Below are 19,278 nucleotides of genomic sequence, written 5' to 3'. Positions count from 1 at the left end.
CACCAGCAGACCCAGCCGGCACCACCACCAGCCACGCCCCCGACAACACACCAGAACCCACCGCCACCGGAGACCACACCACCCGATAACGCCAGCCCTCGACCGCCGAGAACTCACGGTCCCGTCGACGCCACGCCGACAACGCAGGCAACACCGCCGTCAGCGACGAACCCTCAGCCGGCAACGCCAGCAGATCCGCCACCTCCGACGCATCCCCACGCTCCACCGCATCCCAGAAACCAGCCTCGACCGAGTCATGGGATTGGCCAACGACCTGAGACGCAGACGCCATCCAGTACCGCTCTCGCTGGAAGGCGTAGGTGGGCAGGTCCACCAGCCGGGGGCGGGACGGGGCGAGGAACGCCGCCCAGTCCACCGCATGACCGCGGACATACACCTCCGCCAGAGCCCGCACCAGCGAATCGGCCTCATCACGGTCCTTGCGCAGCACCGGGGCGAACAGCACCTGCGGCACACACTCAGCACCCATCCCGGACAGCACACCGTCCGGACCCAACTCGAGGACGGCCGTCACACCATGCTCGGCCAGGTGCGTCATCCCGTCGGCGAAGCGCACCGCCTCCCGCACGTGCCGCACCCAGTACTCCGGGTCACACACCACAGCCGCATCGGCGAGTTCACCGGTCACGTTCGACAGGACGGCCAGCTTCGGCGCCTCGTAGGCAACGGACCGGGCGACCTCGCGGAACTCGGCCAGCATCGGCTCCATCAGCGGTGAGTGGAACGCATGCGAGACCCGCAGCCGACGCACCCGCCGACCCTCACCCCGCCACAGCTCCTGCAACTCCGAGACTTCCGTCGCCGCACCGGAGACGACGACGGCAGTGGGGCCGTTGACCGCCGCGACATCCACACCGTCACGGTCTGCCAGCGCAGCCCGGACCACCGACTCCTCGGCCTCCACCGCCAGCATCGCCCCACCAGCGGGCAACGCCTGCATCAACCGGCCACGCGCCGCCACCAGCACACACGCATCCTCGAGGGACCACACGCCGGCCACATGGGCAGCAGCCAGCTCGCCGATGGAATGCCCGCCCACCACATCAGGACCCACACCCCACGACGACACCAACCGGAACAACGCCACCTCGACCGCGAACAGAGCACACTGCGTGAACTCCGTCGCGTCCAGCACCGAGCTGTCGACGGTGAAGACCACCTCACGCAACGGCCGCTCCAACAGACCGTCGAAGCCCGCGCACACCTCATCGAACGCCTCAGCGAAGACCGGGAAGGCCTCATACAACTCCCGGCCCATACCGACCCGCTGACTGCCCTGACCCGAGAACAGCACCGCCAGCCGACCCGGCACCACCTGCCCCCGCACCACACCCGCGGACTCACTACCCTCGGCCAGCACCCCCAGTCCAGCCAGCCCGTCCAGCACGACGGCCCGGTGCTCGAACACCGACCGCGCCGACACCAACGACCAACCCACATCCACGGAAGCCACATCCGCGCTCTCACCCACGAACGCCGCCAGTCGCCCGGCCTGCGCCCGAAGCGCCGCCTCGGACTTCCCCGACACCACCCACGGCACCACCACCGGCGCGACACCCGAAGCGGACTCCGCAACCGGCTCCTCCACGACAGCCGGAGCCTGCTCCAGAACCACATGCGCGTTCGTCCCGCTGATGCCGAACGACGACACACCCGCCCGGCGAGGTGCCTCACCCTCCGGCCACGGCATCGCATCCGTCAGCAGTTCCACGGCACCAGCGGACCAGTCCACCTGCGGGGAAGGCTCGTCGACGTGCAGGGTGCGGGGCAACGTGCCGTGCCGCATCGCGAGCACCATCTTCATCACACCCGCGACACCCGCCGCCGCCTGAGTGTGCCCGATGTTCGACTTGACGGAGCCCAGCCGCAGCGGCCGGTCCTCAGGACGGTCCTGGCCGTAGGTGGCCAGCAGCGCCTGCGCCTCGATCGGGTCACCCAACTTCGTGCCCGTGCCGTGCGCCTCCACCGCATCGACATCGGCGGCCGACAACCCCGCATTGGCCAGCGCGGCCCTGATCACCCGCTGCTGCGACGGACCGTTCGGCGCCGTCAGACCATTGCTCGCACCATCCTGATTGACAGCCGAACCCCGCACCACGGCCAGCACCCGGTGCCCGTTCCGCCGCGCGTCCGACAGCCGCTCCAGCACCAGCACGCCGATGCCCTCGGCGAGCCCCATGCCGTCCGCGTTCGCGCCGAACGCCTTGCAGCGGCCGTCGGCGGCGAGGCCGCGCTGGCGGCTGAAGGCGATGAAGGCACTGGGGGTGGGCATGACGGCGACACCACCGGCCAGCGCCAGCGAGCACTCCCCCTGGCGCAGCGACTGGGCCGCCAGGTGCAGGGCCACCAGCGACGACGAGCACGCCGTGTCCACCGTCACCGCGGGACCCTCGAAACCGAACGTGTAGGACACGCGGCCGGACACGACGCTGGCCGCGTTGCCCGTCATCAGGTGGCCTTCGGTGCCCTCGGGCGCCTCGTGGACGCGCGGCCCGTACTCCTGGTAGTTGACGCCCATGAAGACACCGGTGCGGCTGCCGCGCAGGGACGTGACGGGCACGCCGACGCGTTCGAAGGCCTCCCAGGAGGTCTCCAGCAGCAGGCGCTGCTGCGGGTCCGTGGCCTCCGCCTCGCGCGGTGAGATGCCGAAGAACGCGGGGTCGAAGCGGGCGGCGTCGTAGAGGAAACCGCCCTCGCGCACGTAGGTCTTGCCGGGGGCGTCGGGGTCGGGGTCGTAGAGGCCCTCGATGTCCCAGCCGCGGTCGGTGGGCAGACCGCCGATCGCGTCGTCCTCGGACATGACGAGTTGCCACAGTTCCTCGGGGGAGGTCACTCCGCCCGGGTAGCGGCAGCTCATCGCGACGATCGCGATGGGGTCGTCGTCGGCCGGCCGGGCCTCGGTGGTGGCGCCGGAGAGGGAGACCGCGGTGCTGTCCGGAGCCGTTGCCGCCGCCGCGCCGAGGAGCTGCTCCTGGATGTATTCGGTCAGGACCGCACTGTTGGGGTAGTCGAAGATCAGGGTGGCGGGCAGTCGCAGGCCGGTGGCCGTGTTCAGGCGGTTCCGCAGTTCCACGGCGGTCAGGGAGTCGAATCCGAGTTCCTTGAAGGCGCGTCCGGAGTCGAGTGTGCTCGTGTCGGCGTGGCCCAGGACGGCCGCGACCTGCTCGTGGACGAGGTCGAGGAGGGCGTGTGCGCGCTCGCCGGGCGTCAGGCCGGCCAGCCGCTGCCGCAGCGGTGCGGCCGGGTCGGTGTCCGGGTCGGCGCCGTGCGCCGCGCCGGCGGTGCTCTCCTGGCGGAGGCGGCGGGCCTCGGCGAGTTCGTCCAGGAGCGGGCTGGGGCGCGCGGAGGTGAAGACCGGGAGGAAGGTGTCCCAGTCCATGTCGGCGATCGCCAGGTGGGTCTGGTCGTGGTCGAGTGTCTGCTGCAGCGCGGCGATGCCGAGGTCGATGTCCATGAAGCGCAGGCCGCGGCGGCGCAGCTGGTCCAGGTCGAGGGCCTCGGGGGCGTTGTCGCCGACCGCGTTCCACACGCCCCAGGCCACCGAGGTGGCGGTCAGGCCGTTGGCCCGGCGGCGTTCGGCGAGTGCGTCGAGGTAGGCGTTGGCCGCCGCATAGGCGCCGTGGTCGCCGACGCCCCAGACGGAGGAGACGGACGAGAACAGGACGAACGCGTCGAGCGGGGTGTCGCCCAGCAGCGCGTCGAGGTGCGCCGCGCCCGCCACCTTGGCGTTCATGACGTCGGCGAACTCCGCCACCGTCGTCTCGGCGAGACCGGCCAGGTCGATGTGGGCGGCGGCGTGGATGACGGCGCTGAGGGGGCAGTCCTCGGGTACGGAGGCGAGGACGCCGGCCACGGCGTCGCGGTCCGCCATGTCGCAGGCGGTGACGGTGACTCGGGTGCCGAGCTCGGCGAGTTCGGCGACCAGGGCGTCCGCGCCGGGCGCGGCGGGTCCACGGCGGCTCGTCAGGATCAGGTGCTCGGCGCCGTTGCGGGCCAGCCACCGGGCCAGGTGGGTGCCGAGGGCGCCGGTGCCGCCGGTGACGAGGACGGTGCCGCGGGGCTTCCAGGTGCGGCCGGGGCGGCTGTCGCCCAGTGGCGCGGGCTCCAGGCGTCGCAGCATGACACCGGAGGCGCGGACGGCCACCTGGTCCTCCGCGTCGGCGCCCGTGAGGACGCCGGCGAGCCGGGTGCGGGCCCGCCCGTCGAGGGTGCCCGGCAGATCGACCAGGCCACCCCAGGTGTCCGGGTACTCCACGGCGGCGACCCTGCCCACGCCCCACACGGTGGCCTGCGCCAGGCTGGTGAGCGGGTCGGCGCTGCCGGTGGACACCGCGCCGCGCGTGGCGGACCACAGCCGGGCGCCGGTGCCGAGGTCGCCCAGGGCCTGGATCAGGCTCAGGGTGAGGACCAGGCCGGTGCCGGCGACGGGGTGTTCCGGGTAGGGGGTCTCGTCCAGCGCGAGCAGCGACAGGACACCGGACGGCGGGTGGTCCGCGGTGGCCCCGCGCAGCCGTTCGGCCAGTACGGCCCGGTCCGCGTCGTTCCCGTCCAGGGTGAGGGTCACGACCTCGGCGCCGTGCTCCTCAAGAGCCAGCCGTGCGTCCGCCACCAGCGGATCGTCGGCGCACGCGTCCGGGGTGGCGAGGAGCCAGGTTCCGGACAGCGAGGGGGCGGCCGTACCGTTCGTGCGGCGCCAGGCGGTGGCGTAGCGCCACGCGTCGACGGTCGACTCCGAGCGCCGGCGGCGGCGCCACTGGGCCAGCGCGGGCAGGACGGCGTCGAACGATTCCTGCTGTTGGGCGGAGTCGAGACGGAGCGTGGCTGCCAGCGTTTCGGCGTCTTCTCGCTCGACCGCGTCCCAGAAGATGGCGTCCGTGCGGTCGTCGTCCGCCATGCCCTGAGCGAGCGGCTGCGAGGTCGCGGACTCCAGCCAATAGCGCCGGTGCTGGAAGGCGTAGGTGGGCAGCTCGACCTGGCGGGCACCGGTCCCCTGGAACAGGATCGCCCAGTCGACGGTCGCACCGCCGACGAAGGCCTCCGCCGCCGACGTGACGAACCGCCCCGGGCCGCCTTCGCCGCGGCGCAGTGAACCCACCGCCGTGACGGGGGTGTCGGTGTGTTCCTCGGCGGTCTGCTCGACGCCCATCGTCAGCACCGGGTGGGCGCTGGACTCCACGAACAGACGGAAACCGTCGTCCAGCAGAGCACGGACGGTGTCGGCGAAACGGACCGTCTGACGCAGGTTGCGGTACCAGTACTCCGCGTTCAGCCCACTGGTGTCCAGGACACCACCCGTCACGGTCGAGTAGAAGGGCACGGTCGCGACCCGAGGACTGATGTCCGCCAGGTCCCGCAGGAGGACGTCCTCGATCTCCTCCACATGCGCGCAGTGCGAGGCGTAGTCCACCGCCACGCGACGGGCCCGCACGCCGTCCGCCTCACAGGTCGCCAGCAGCTCGTCCAGGGCGTCCGCGTCGCCGGAGACGACCACCACGGCCGGGCCGTTGACCGCCGCCACCGACAGACAACCGTCCCAAGCGGAAAGACGCTCCCGCACGGCTTCGACACCGAGGGAGACGGAGACCATGCCGCCCCGCCCGGACAGGGCCCGGATCGCCCTGCTGCGCAGCGCCACCACCTTCGCCGCGTCCTGGATCGACAGCGCACCCGCCACACACGCGGCCGCGATCTCACCCTGCGAATGACCGATCACCGCAGCGGGCTCCACGCCCACCGACCGCCAGACCTCGGCAAGGGACACCATCACGGCCCACAGCACCGGCTGCACCACGTCGACCTGATCCAGCCAGGCATCACTACCTGCGTCACGGACGAGATCGGTCAGCGACCAGTCCACGTAGGGCGCGAGCGCCGCCGCGCACTCGGCCATGCGCTCCTCGAACACCGGTGAGGAGTCGAGCAGTTCGGCCGCCATGCCGGCCCACTGCGAGCCCTGCCCGGGGAAGACGAAGGCGACGCCGATGCCACGCCGGACGGTCCCCTCGACGAGGGCGGTGGTGCCGCGGCCGGCGAGGTACGCCTGGAGCTCCCGCACCGCTGCCGTGGGGTCGGGGGCCAGGACGACCGCGCGGTGGTCGAAGGCGGTCCGCGTGGTGGCGAGCGAGAGGCCGGTGTCGGAACCGGTCGCCTCGGGGTGGCCGCCGACGTGCTCCAGGAGACTTTCCGCCTGGGCGCGCAGGGCCGTGGCGGACTTCGCCGACAGTACCCAGGGGATGGTCGGCGAGACCACGGGTGCCGGGGCGGTGTCCGGGTCTTCCTGGTCGGTGCCGGCCTGCGGGGCGGGGGGCTCTTCGACGATGGCGTGGGCGTTGGTGCCACTGATGCCGAAGGAAGAGACACCGAACCGGCGAGGCTCCTCGCCCTCCGGCCACGGCGTGGCCTCGGTGAGCAGTTCGACGGTGCCGGAGGACCAGTCCACGTGCGGGGAGGGCTCGTCGACGTGCAGGGTGCGGGGCAGCAGCCCGTGCCGCATCGCCAGCACCATCTTCATCACACCGGCCACGCCCGCGGCCGCCTGTGTGTGTCCGATGTTGGACTTCACGGAACCGAGCAGCAGCGGCTTGTCGGCGGTGTGTTCGCGGCCGTACGTCGCGAGCAGCGCCTGCGCTTCGATGGGGTCGCCGAGCTTCGTGCCGGTACCGTGCGCCTCCACGGCGGCGACCTGGTCGGCCGTGAGTCCGGCGTCCTTCAGGGCGGCCCGGATCACGCGCTGCTGGGAGGGTCCGTTCGGTGCGGACAGTCCGCTGCTGGCGCCGTCCTGGTTGATGGCCGTACCTCGGACGACGGCCAGCACGGGGTGCCCGTTGCGGCGGGCGTCGGAGAGGCGTTCCAGGAGGAGCATGCCGGCGCCCTCGGCGGGGCCGAAGCCGTCCGCCGCGGCGGCGAAGGGCTTGCAGCGGCCGTCTCGGGCGAGTCCGCGCTGGCGGCTGAAGCCGATGAAGGTGCCGGGGGTGGCCATGACCGTGACGCCGCCGGCCAGGGCGAGGGAGCATTCGCCACGGCGCAGGGCCTGCGCGGCGAGGTGCAGGGCGACCAGGGAGGAGGAGCAGGCCGTGTCCACGGTGACGGCGGGGCCCTCGAGTCCGAGGGTGTAGGCGACGCGGCCGGACACCACGCTGATGGCGCTGCCGGTCACCAGGTGGCCCTCGACGCCGTCGGCCGCCTGGTGGACGCGGGGGCCGTAGTCGGGGGCGACGGCGCCGGCGAACACACCGGCCTGGCTTCCCTTCAGCGAGGCCGGGTCGATGCCCGCGCGCTCGATGGCCTCCCAGGCGGTCTCCAGCAGCAGGCGCTGCTGCGGGTCCATCGCGGTCGCCTCGCGGGGCGAGATGCCGAAGAAGTCGGCGTCGAAGTCGCCGGCCTCGTGGAGGAAGCCGCCCTCGCGGGCGTAGGTGGTGCCCGGTCGGTCGGGGTCGGGGTCGTACACGGCGTCGGTGTCCCAGCCGCGGTCGGCGGGGAACGGTGTGATGGCGTCCTCCTCGCCGGACACCAGCCGCCACAGGTCCTCGGGGGTGCGCACGCCGCCGGGGAAGCGGCAGCCCATCCCGACGATCGCGATCGGCTCGTGGGCCGCCGCCTCCACTTCCTGCAGGCGGCTGCGGGTCTGATGCAGATCGGCCGTGACCCGCCGGAGGTAACCGAGGAGCTTTTCTTGTTCCGACATCAGGACCTCACGAGCTCGGGAAGCTGGGCGTTCGGGAAGAAGGACGGGGCGGAACCCGGAGGGCTCACGAGGCGGTACGAACCCGCGACGGACACGGCGGACCCGGCGGACCCGGCGGAAGCTGCCGACGCGGCGTCGGCAGCCGACACGATGGGCGCGTCGTCCGCGTGGGCGGAGGCGTTCACGGCAGTGATCACGCGGACCCGAACTCCTCCGACGAGCCGAACTCCTGGTCGATGAAGGCGAACAGTTCGTCCGCCTCGGCGCTCTCCAGGTGTTCGGCGACGGTGTCGCCGTCGGCGGACGACGCTCCGCCGGGAGCCGGGGGCTCGGCCGGTTCCGCGGCGCCGCCAGCACCGTCGCCCCAGGAGGAGACCGTGGACAGGAGGTTCCTGAGACGGTCGGTGACCAGCTCGCGTGCGACGGTGTCGCCGCCGGCGGCACCGAGCACCGCGGCCTCCAGCCGTTCGAGTTCGGCGACCAGGACGGAGTCCTCCGCGGCGGGCGCCGCGGCGGGCGCGATCTCCTCGTCCAGGTGTCCGGCGAGGGCCTCGGGGGTCGGGTAGTCGAAGATCAGCGTGGCCGGCAGTCGCAGACCGGTGGCCGCGTTGAGCCGGTTGCGCAGTTCCACGGCGGTGAGGGAGTCGAAGCCGAGTTCGAGGAAGCCCCGGTCGGCCACGACGGACACGGCCGAGCCGTGCCCGAGCACGGTGGCTCCGTGCTCCTGGACCAGCCGCAGCAGCGTTCGCCGCCGCTCCGCCGGGGCGAGCCCGGCCAGGCGCTGCGCCAGAGACGGCTCGTCGGAGTGCCGCTGTTCCCGGGCCAGTGCGCGCCGGGCCGGCGCCTGGCGGTGCACCAGGCCGCGCAGCACGGCCGGCAGCGGGGTGGCGCCCTGTGCGGCCTGGTCGGTCAGTGCCGCGGTGTCCAGGCGGGCAGGCACCACGACGGCCTCCGCCAGGCCCCCCGCCGCGTCGAGGAGTGCCAGGCCTTCCTCCGAGGAGAAGGGCATCAGGCCGCCGCGGGCCATGCGGGAGAGATCCGTCCGGTTCAGGTGACCGGTCATGCCGGTGTTCTCGCCCCACAGGCCCCAGGCCAGGGACAGCGCGGGCAGGCCCATGGCGTGGCGGTGCTGTGCGAGGGCGTCCAGGAAGGTGTTGGACGCCGCGTAGTTCGCCTGACCCGCGGAGCCGAAGACGCCCGCGGTCGAGGAGAACAGGGCGAAGAGGGTGAGGTCGAAGCGGCGTGTCAGCTCGTGCAGGTGCCAGGCCGCTTCCGCCTTGGCGTGCAGGACGCCTTCGACGCGTTCCGGGGTCAGGGCGGCCACCGTTCCGTCGTCCAGGATGCCCGCGGCGTGCACCACGCCGGTCAGGCCGTGCCCGGCGGGCAGGTCGGAGAGCAGCGCGGACAGCGCGTCACGGTCGGCCACGTCGCAGGCGGCGATCCGTACCGAGGCGCCCAGCGAGGCCAGTTCCCGCTGGAGTTCCGGCATGCCTTCGGCAGCGGCCCCGCGGCGGCTGACCAGCAGCAGGCTGCGTACGCCGTGCTGTTCCACCAGATGCCGGGCGACGAGTCGGCCGAGGGTTCCGGCGGCGCCGGTCACCAGCACCGTGCCGTCGGGGTCCGGTGCGGCGGCGGGCACGCTGAGCACCAGCTTGCCGACGTGCCGTGCCTGGCTCATGAACCGGAAGGCCTCCGGCGCCCGGCGGACGTCCCACACGCGGGTGGGCAGCAGCCGCAGCAGACCCCGCGCGAAGAGGTCCATGACCTCCGCCAGCATCGTCCCGATCCGTTCGGGTCCGGCCTCCCCGAGGTCGAAGGCCCGGTAGGTGATCCCCGGACGGCCGGCCGCGACGGCCGTGGCGTCACGCACGTCCGTCTTGCCCATCTCGACGAATCGGCCGCCGTCGCGCAGCAGCCCCAGGGAGGCGTCGACGAACTCCCCGGCCAGGGAGTTGAGGACGACGTCCACCCCGCCCGTGCCCGAGGTGGCGCCGAAGCGCCGCGCGAACTCCAGGGTGCGCGAGGACGCCAGGTGCGCGTCGTCCACGCCGAGCGCCCGCACCGCCTCCCGCTTGGCCGGGCCGGCGGTGGCGAACACCTCGACGTCCCAGGCCCGTGCGAGCTGCACCGCCGCCATGCCGACCCCGCCGGCGGCGGAGTGCACCAGCAACGACTCGCCGGAGCGTACGCCGGCCAGCTCCCGCAGCGCGTACAGCGCGGTCACGTAGACCACGGGGACCGACGCCGCCTCGGTGAACGACCAGCCGTCCGGCACCCGGGCCAGCATGCGCTGGTCCGCCACGACCAGCGGGCCGAAGCCGCCGGACCAGATGCCCAGCACCCGGTCGCCCACGGCGAAGGACGAGACTCCGGGCCCGGTGGCCACGACCACGCCCGCTCCCTCGCCGCCCATCAGGGCCGGGTCGGGGTACATCCCCAGGGCGAGGAGCACGTCGCGGAAGTTCAGTCCGGCGGCACGGACGGCGATACGTACCTCGTGCTCGCCGAGTTCCCGCGTCGCGTCCGGCGCCGGCCGGAGCCGCAGGCCCTCCAGCGTGCCGTCCTCGGCGGCCGTCAGTCTCCAGGCCCGTACGCCGTCCTCAGGTGTCAGCACTCCGTCGGCGGCCCCGCCGGCCAGCCGCGGCACCCGCGCCCGGCCGTCGCGCACGGCCAACTGCGGTTCCCCGGTCAGTACGGCCTCGTACAGGGCGGCGAGCGTCTCCTCGGCGTCGTCCACGTCCAGCAGCACGAAGCGGTCCGGGTGCTCGGCCTGCGCGGACCGCACCAGACCCCAGGCGGCAGCCGCCGGCAGGTCGGCCAGTGCCTCACCGGCATCCACGGCCAGTGCTCTGCGGGTCACCAGCACCAGCCGCGCCCCGTCGAGCCCGTCCGTCGCCAGCCAGGTCTGCACCAGGTCCAGCGTCCGGTGCGTGAGGTCCCGGGTGGCGGTCACGACGTCGGCGGCGGCGTCCGACACGAGGCTCACGAAGACCAGGTCGGGGGTGCCTGAACCGGAGGCCGGCTGTTCGGCGAGCGCCGCCAGCTCGGTGTGCTCCTCGGGGGCCCGGCCCGCCGTCTTCAGCGCGCCGAGCAGGCCGGTGGTGTCCGGCCCGACGACGGCACAGCGGCCGTTCGCGACCACCCGGCCGTGTTCGGTTACGGGCAGCGGTGCCCAGTCCACGCGGTACAGCGCGTCGTTCACCCCGCCCGGTGCCGCCGCCACGACCTGCTGGCCGGTGACCTCACGTGTCACGAGGGCGTCCGCGGAGGCGACCGCCGTCCCCGCCGCGTCGGTGACCAGCACCGCCAGTCCGTCGGCTCCGGCCGGCGAGAGCCGTACCCGCAGCGCCGTGGCACCCGTCGCGTAGAGCGACATGCCGCGCCACACGAACGGCAGCCGGATGTTCCCGGAGTCCCGCTCCGCGTCCGCCAGCCATGCGTGCAGTGCCGAGTCCAGCAGGGCGGGGTGCACCCCGTACCGGCCCGCTTCCTCGGCCGCTTCCTCCGGCAGTGCCACCTCGGCGAACACCTCGTCGCCGCGTCGCCAGGCGGCCCCCAGACCCCGGAACATCGGCCCGTACACCAGTCCCGTGTCCGCCAGCCGCTCGTAGAGCCCGTTGAGATCCACCGGCTCGGCGCCCGTAGGCGGCCATACGCTCAGCTCCGCTCCGGTGCCCTGGTCGAGTCCGCCTCCGGAGGCGAGGACACCCGAGGCGTGCCGTGTCCATGCCCCGTCGGGAACGCCGTCAGGGCGGGAGTAGACGCCGAGTTCCCGTCGTCCACCGTCTCCCGGTCCGTCCAGCGTCACGTGCACGGAGACGGCGCCGTCCTGGGGAAGCACCAACGGCGCCTCCAGCGTCAGCTCCTCCACCCGGTCACAACCGACCGCGTCCCCCGCACGCAACGCCAACTCAACGAACGCCGTCCCAGGCAGCAACGCCACCCCGGCCACCGCATGATCAGCCAGCCACCCGTGCGAACGCAACGACAACCGACCCGTCAACAACACCCCACCCGAAGCCGGCAACGACACCGCCGCACCCAACAACGGATGATCAGCAGACACCAACCCCACCGACCTCACATCCCCCGCACCCACCGCCTCCGACTCCAACCAGAAACGCTGACGCTGGAAGGCATAGGTGGGCAGATCGACCCGGCGGGCACCCGTGCCCGTGAACACTCCGGCCCAGTCGACGGCCGCACCGCCGACGAACGCCTCCGCGGCAGACGTCAGGAAACGCCCCAGACCACCTTCGCCACGCCGCAGTGAACCCACCGCAGTAACAGGCGTGTTGATGTGCGTCTCGGCGGTCTGCTCGACGCCCATCGTCAGCACCGGGTGCGCACTGGACTCCACGAACAGACGGAAACCGTCGTCCAGGAGGGCACGCAGGGTCTCGGCGAAACGGACCGTCTGACGCAGATTCCGATACCAGTAACCCGCGTCCAGGGACGACGTGTCCAGGACCCCTGCAGTCACCGTGGAGTAGAACGGCACGGTGGACGTCTGGGGAGCGATACCGGCCAACTCCCGCAGGAGAACGTCCTCGATCTCCTCCACGTGCGCACAGTGCGAGGCGTAGTCCACGGCCACGCGACGGGCCCGTACTCCCTCGGCCTCGCAGGCCGCCAGCAGCTCGTCAAGGGCGTCCGCGTCACCGGACACGACCACCACGGCGGGGCCGTTGACCGCCGCCACCGACAGACGACCACCCCAGGCCGACAGCCGCTCGCCGACCTCGTCGGCGCTCAAGGAGACGGAGACCATGCCGCCCCGCCCGGACAGGGCCCGGATGGCCTTGCTGCGCAGCGCCACCACCTTCGCCGCATCCTGGATCGACAGCGCACCCGCCACACACGCGGCCGCGATCTCACCCTGCGAATGACCGATCACCGCGGCCGGCTCGACACCGTGGGAACGCCAGACCTCGGCCAGGGACACCATGACGGCCCACAGCACCGGCTGCACCACATCAACCTGACCCAGCCAGGCGTCACCACCGGTGTCACGGATGAGATCGGTCAACGACCAGTCCACATACGGCTCCAGAGCCGCCGCGCACTCACCCATCCGCTCCGCGAACACCGGCGAGGACTCCAGCAGTTCGGCCGCCATACCGGCCCACTGCGAACCCTGCCCCGGGAACACGAACACCGTCTGACCACGGGAGCCTGCGACGCCACGCACCACACCTGGCAGCATGCGTCCGTCCGCCAACGCCTCCAGCCCGTCGCTGAGTTGCTTCCGGTCGCCGGCGAGGACCACGGCCCGGTGTTCGAACACGGACCGCGTCGTCACCAGCGACAGCCCGACGTCCGCGGAGGACAGGTCCGTCCGGTCCCGGACGAACGAGGCCAGCCGTTCGGCCTGCGACTCCAGCGCACTCTCCGAGCGACCGGACACCACCCACGGCACCATGACCGGCGGCTCGGCGGCCGCAGCCGGCTCCTCCGTCGAGGGCGAAACCGATGGTGCCTGTTCCAGCACGGCGTGGGCGTTCGTCCCGCTCATGCCGAAGGAGGAGACGCCGGCTCGGCGCGGTCGTCCCGTCTCCGGCCACGGCACGTCCTCCGTCAGCAACCGCACGGTTCCGGAGGACCAGTCGACGTGCGGGGAGGGCTCGTCCAGGTGGAGCGTGCGCGGCAGCACCCCGTGCTGCATGGCAAGCACCATCTTGATCACACCCGCGACACCGGCTGCGGCTTGCGTGTGCCCGATGTTCGACTTGATCGAGCCGAGCCACAGCGGCTGGTCCTGCGGCCGGTCCTGGCCATACGTCGCCAGCAGGGCCTGCGCCTCGATCGGGTCGCCCAGCTTCGTGCCCGTACCGTGCGCCTCCACCACGTCGACCTCGGCCGCCGGAACCCGGGCGTTGGTCAGCGCGGCCCGGATCACCCGCTGCTGCGACGGGCCGTTCGGCGCCGTCAGACCATTGCTCGCACCATCCTGGTTGATGGCCGTGCCACGAATGACGGCCAGCACCTGGTGCCCGTTGCGTTGGGCGTCCGACAGCCGCTCCAGCAGGAGCACGCCCACGCCCTCGGCCGGTCCGAAACCGTCGGCCGCGGCGGAGAACGGCTTGCAGCGGCCGTCGGCTGCCAGTCCTCGCTGGCGGCTGAAGCCGACGAACGTCCACGGCGTGGACATGATCGCGGAGCCACCGGCCAAGGCCAGCGGGCACTCGCCCTGCCGCAGCGACTGCACGGCCATGTGCAGGGCCACCAGCGAGGACGAGCAGGCCGTGTCGACGGCCACGGCGGGGCCTTCGAAACCGAAGGCGTAGGCGAGCCGGCCGGAGGTGACGCTCAAGGCGTTGCCGGTGACCAGGTAACCCTCGACGCCGTTCGAGGGGTCGTGGGCGCCGGTGCCGTAGCCGTGTGTGCCCGCACCCACGAAGACCCCGGTCTCGCTGCCCTTCAGGGACGCAGGGTCGATGCCTGCACGTTCGAACGCCTCCCAGCCGGTCTCCAGGAGCAGCCGTTGCTGCGGGTCCATCGCGGTCGCTTCACGCGGCGAGATCCCGAAGAACGCCGGGTCGAAACCGGCGGCGTCCGCCACGAAACCGCCGTGGCGCGTGTACGTCTTCCCCGGAGCCTCGGGGTCGGGGTCGTACAGGCCGTCCACGTCCCAGCCGCGGTCATCGGGGAAGCCGGAGATCGCGTCGCGGCCTTCGGTCAGCAGCTCCCACAGTTCTTCGGGCGACCGGACGCCGCCGGGCATGCGGCAGCTCATCGCGACGATGGCGATGGGCTCCTGGTCCGACGCGGCCCGGACGGCGGGCGTGGTGGCCGCGGCGGCTTCGTCCTGTCGGCCCAGGAGTTCGACGTAGAGGTGGTCCGCGAGGGCGACGGGTGTCGGGTGGTCGAAGACGAGGGTGGCCGACAGCCGGTGCCCGGTGGCGGTGTTGAGCCGGTTGCGCAGTTGTATCGCGGTGAGGGAGTCGAAGCCGTGTTCCTTGAAGGAGACTTCGGGATCGACCTCGTCCGGTGTGGCGTGCCCGAGCACGCCGGCGGCCTGGTCCTGCACCAGTCGCAGCAGGATGCGGCGGCGTTCCGTCTCGCCGGCGCGGAGCAGGCTTCGGCGCAGGACGGAGTCGTCCGCGTCCGTGGTCGCCTGGGCCGACGCACGCCGACGCACGTTGTTCCGGTCCGTGCCCTTGGCCGCCGTGCGGAGGGCGAGGTCGGTCACAGCCGACAGCTGCTCCGGCGACACGGGCCGCGTCACCAGGGCGTCCACGGTCGCGACCGGTGTTCCCGCCGTATCGGCGAGCGCGACGGACCACCCGTCGGTCCCGGCCGGCGCGAGCCGCACCCGCAGTGTCGAGGCACCGGTCGCGAACAGCGACACCCCGCGCCACACGAACGGCAGACGCGTGTCCCCGGCGGCGTCACCGTCCAGCGCCACCGAGCCCAGACCCGCCTGCAGGGCCGTGTCCAGCAGCACGGGGTGCAGCCCGTACCCGCCCACGTTCGCTCGTTCCGCCGACGGCAACGTCACCTCGGCGAAGACCTCGTCCCCGCGCCGCCAGGCCGCCTCCAGTCCACGGAACACCGAGCCGTAGGACACTCCGGTCTCTGCCAACCGGTCGTAGAAACCGTCCAGGTCGATTGCCTGGGCGTCGGCGGGCGGCCACACGCTCAGCTCACCGTGCGTCGCCTGCTCCTCGGACACGGTACGGAGAACCATGGCGGCGTGCCGCGTCCAGGGCCCCTCCCCGGGACCCTCGGTACGGGCGTACACCTCCGCGGAACGCGCCCCGTTCCCGTCCGGTCCGTCAACGACCAGCTGAACCTGTACGGCACCCGGCTCGGGCAGCGCCAGGGGCGCCTCTAGCGTCAGCTCCTCCACCCGGTCACAGCCGACCGCGTCTCCGGCACGCAACGCCAATTCCACGAAGACGGACGCCGGAAGCAGCGACGTACCCCGCACCGCATGGTCGGCCAACCAGGGGTGCGTGCGCAGCGACCACCGGCCGGTCAACAACACCCCGTCCGTCGCGGGCAGCGCCACGGCCGCGCCCAGCAGGGGGTGATCGGCGGACGAGAGACCGGCCGACGTCACGTCACCCTGACGGGCGGTGGACGGTTCGATCCAGTAGTGCTGCTCTTGGAAGGCGTAGGTGGGCAGGTCGACGCGCCGGGCGCCCGTGCCCGTGAACACTCCGGCCCAGTCGACGGCCGCACCGCCGACGAACGCCTCCGCGGCAGACGTCAGGAAACGCGTAAGGCCACCTTCGCCGCGGCGCAGTGAACCCACCGCCGTGACAGGGGTGTTGATGTGTTCCTCGGCGGTCTGCTCGACGCCCATCGTCAGCACCGGGTGCGCACTGGACTCCACGAACAGACGGAAACCGTCGTCCAGGAGGGCACGCAGGGTGTCGGCGAAACGGACCGTCTGACGCAGATTGCGATACCAGTAGCCCGCGTCCAGGGACGACGTGTCCAGGACCCCGGCAGTCACCGTCGAGTAGAACGGCACCGTGGACGGCTGGGGAGCGATCGCGGCCAGGTCTCGCGAGAGAACGTCCTCGATCTCCTCGACGTGTGCACAGTGCGACGCGTAGTCCACGGCCACGCGCCGGGCCCGCACACCGTCCGCCTCACACGACGCCAGCAACTCGTCCAGCGCATCGGCATCTCCGGACACGACCACCACGGCCGGGCCGTTGACCGCCGCCACCGACAGACGACCACCCCAGGCCGACAGCCGCTCGCCGACCTCGTCAGCGCTGAGGGAGACGGAGACCATGCCGCCCCGCCCGGACAGGGCCCGGATCGCCTTGCTGCGCAGCGCCACCACCTTCGCCGCATCCTGCAACGACAGCGCACCCGCCACACACGCGGCAGCGATCTCACCCTGCGAATGACCGATCACCGCAGCCGGCTCAACACCGTGCGAACGCCAGACCTCGGCCAGGGACACCATGACGGCCCACAGCACCGGCTGCACGACATCGACCTGGTCCAACCAGGCTTCGGCTTCCGCCTCCCGAAGGACATCGGTCAGCGACCAGTCCACGAACGGGTCGAGGGCCATCGCGCACTCGGCCATCCGCTCCGCGAAGACGGGCGAGGACTCCAGCAGCTCAGCGGCCATACCGGCCCACTGCGACCCCTGCCCCGGGAACACGAACACCGCACGGCCATCGACACCGGCCGCACTCCCCCGCACCACGCCCGCGGACTCACGTCCCTCGGCCAGCGCGCCCAGGCCGTTCAGCCCGTCCAGGACCACGGCCCGGTGCTCGAACACCGACCGAGTCGTCACCAACGACAACCCGACGTCCACCGGCGCGAATTCGGCACTCTCCGCGACGAACGACCTCAGTCGTTCGGCTTGAGCCCGCAGCGCGGCCTCGGACTTCGCCGACACCACCCACGGCACCACCACAGGTGCGACACCGGTAGAGGACTCTGCGGCCGGCTCCTCCTCGACGACCGGAGCCTGTTCCAGGATCACGTGCGCGTTCGTCCCACTGACGCCGAAGGACGAAACGCCTGCCCGGCGTGCATGCCCGTTCTCGGGCCACGGGATCGAGTCCGTGAGCAGTTCGACGGCTCCGGCCGTCCAGTCGACGTGCGGGGTGGGCTCGTCGACGTGCAGCGTCTGCGGCAGCAACCCGTGCCGCATCGCCAGCACCATCTTCATGATGCCCGCGACACCCGCCGCGGCCTGGGTGTGCCCGATGTTCGACTTGATCGAACCGAGCCACAGCGGCCGGCCCTCGGGACGGTCCTGGCCGTACGTCGCCAGCAGCGCCTGCGCCTCGATCGGGTCACCCAGCGTCGTGCCCGTACCGTGCGCCTCCACCACGTCGACCTCAGCCGCCGGAACCCGGGCGTTCGCCAGCGCGGCCCGGATCACCCGCTGCTGCGACGGACCGTTCGGCGCCGTCAGACCATTGCTCGCACCGTCCTGGTTCACGGCAGAACCCCGGACGACGGCCAGCACCTGGTGTCCGTTGCGTTGGGCGTCGGACAACCGCTCCAGCAGCAGCATGCCCACGCCCTCACCCCAGCCGGTACCGTCCGCGCCCGCGGCGAACGCCTTGCACCGGCCGTCGGGAGCAAGTCCACGCTGACGGCTGAACTCCACGAAGAGTTCCGGGGTGGACATCACGGTGACACCGCCCGCCAGCGCCAGGGAGCACTCACCCTGGCGCAGCGACTGGGCCGCGAGATGCAGGGCAACCAGCGACGACGAGCACGCCGTGTCCACCGTGACCGCAGGGCCCTCGAGACCGAACGTGTAGGAGATGCGCCCGGAGACAACGCTGGCGGCGCTGCCGGTCACCAGATGACCTTCGACGTTCTCGGCGGACGCCTCGCGCAGGCTGCGGGCGTAGTCCTGTCCATTGCTGCCGATGAACACGCCGGTGGGGCTGCCGTGCAGGAGCGTACCGTCGATGCCGGCCCGTTCGAAGGCCTCCCAGGACGTCTCCAGCAGCAGGCGCTGCTGGGGATCCATCGTCGTCGCCTCGCGAGGCGAGATTCCGAAGAACTTCGGGTCGAAGGCACCGGCGTCGTCGAGGAACGCGCCCTCGCTGACATAGCTCTTGCCCGTCTCGTCCGGGTCGGAGTCGAAGAGGCCGTCGAGATCCCAACCGCGTCCGGCGGGAAAATCGGTCAGCACGTCGCGTCCCTCGACCAGCAGGTCCCAGAGGGCCTCGGGTGTGCGTACGCCACCCGGGAAGCGGCAGCTCATCGCGACGACGGCGATCGGTTCGTCGTCCGTCACAGCCGTTACGACGGGCGCCGATTCGCCGTCGCCGCTCAGCCCCAGCGCCTCCTTGCGCAGCACCCGGGCCAAGGCCCTCACCGTGGGGTGGTCGAACAGAAGGGTGGTCGAGAGCCGAAGGCCCGCGGCCGCGTTGAGCCGGTTGCGCAAGGTGACGGCTGCCAGGGAGTCGAAACCCAGTTCCTTGAAAGCCCTATCGGCGTCCACCGTGTCCGCTCGACGGTGACCGAGCACGGCGGCGACATGCGAGCGCACGAACTCGACCACCGCCCGTTCCTGCTCCGCAGCCCCCATCCCGGCAAGCCGCTGTCGCAACGTCCCGTCGCCCTGGGCAGTACGGTCGACCGCGGTGTCCGCAGCGCTGACCCGCGTCAGCTCTTGCAGCAGCTGTGACGTATGGGCGGTGGCCCTGACCTGAGCGAGGGTGTCCCAGTCGACGTCCGCGACGAGCAGCGACGCCGCCATCGGATCATTGACGACCGCCTCCAACTCCGCGATCGCCAGGTCGGGGGCCATCGCGGGCAGACCGTGTCGTTCCCAACGATCCGCTACCGCACTGGCCATGCCGTCGTCGGCCCAGGGGCCCCACGCGATCGACGTCGCCGGCAGGCCCTCAGCCCGCCGCGCCTCCGCCAACGCATCCAAATACGCGTTCGCCGCCGCATAGTTCGCCTGCCCCGCCCCGCCCACCGTCGCCGAGAACGACGAGAACAACACGAACGCCGACAACCCCATATCCCGAGTCAGCTCATGCAGATGACGCGCACCCTCCGCCTTCGCCCGCAACACCGACTCGAACCGGCCCACCGACAAACCATCCAACACACCGTCA

General features: G+C 72.0%; 3 protein-coding genes. All 3 read right to left on the bottom strand.

Annotated features, from left to right (window positions below):
- On the bottom strand, nt 1-7,705 hold a 7,705-nt coding region (locus ACFWJB_RS34585), incomplete at its 3' end, for a type I polyketide synthase (RefSeq protein WP_386927230.1).
- Nucleotides 7,705-7,902 carry a hypothetical protein gene (locus ACFWJB_RS34580; protein WP_386927228.1) on the bottom strand — a complete coding sequence of 66 codons (198 nt, stop codon included), beginning with the start codon at nt 7,900-7,902 and terminating at the stop codon, nt 7,705-7,707. The genes ACFWJB_RS34580 and ACFWJB_RS34585, both read right to left, overlap by 1 nt.
- Nucleotides 7,899-19,278 (bottom strand): SDR family NAD(P)-dependent oxidoreductase (locus tag ACFWJB_RS34575; protein ID WP_386927226.1); only part of this gene is annotated, 11,380 nt, incomplete at its 5' end. The genes ACFWJB_RS34575 and ACFWJB_RS34580, both read right to left, overlap by 4 nt.

Origin of the sequence: Streptomyces sp. NPDC127100, from assembly GCF_042724095.1 — a bacterium.
Taxonomy (GTDB): domain Bacteria; phylum Actinomycetota; class Actinomycetes; order Streptomycetales; family Streptomycetaceae; genus Streptomyces.
The sequence above is the reverse complement of the archived record's forward strand: the minus strand, read 5'-3'. Positions and strand labels throughout refer to the sequence as shown.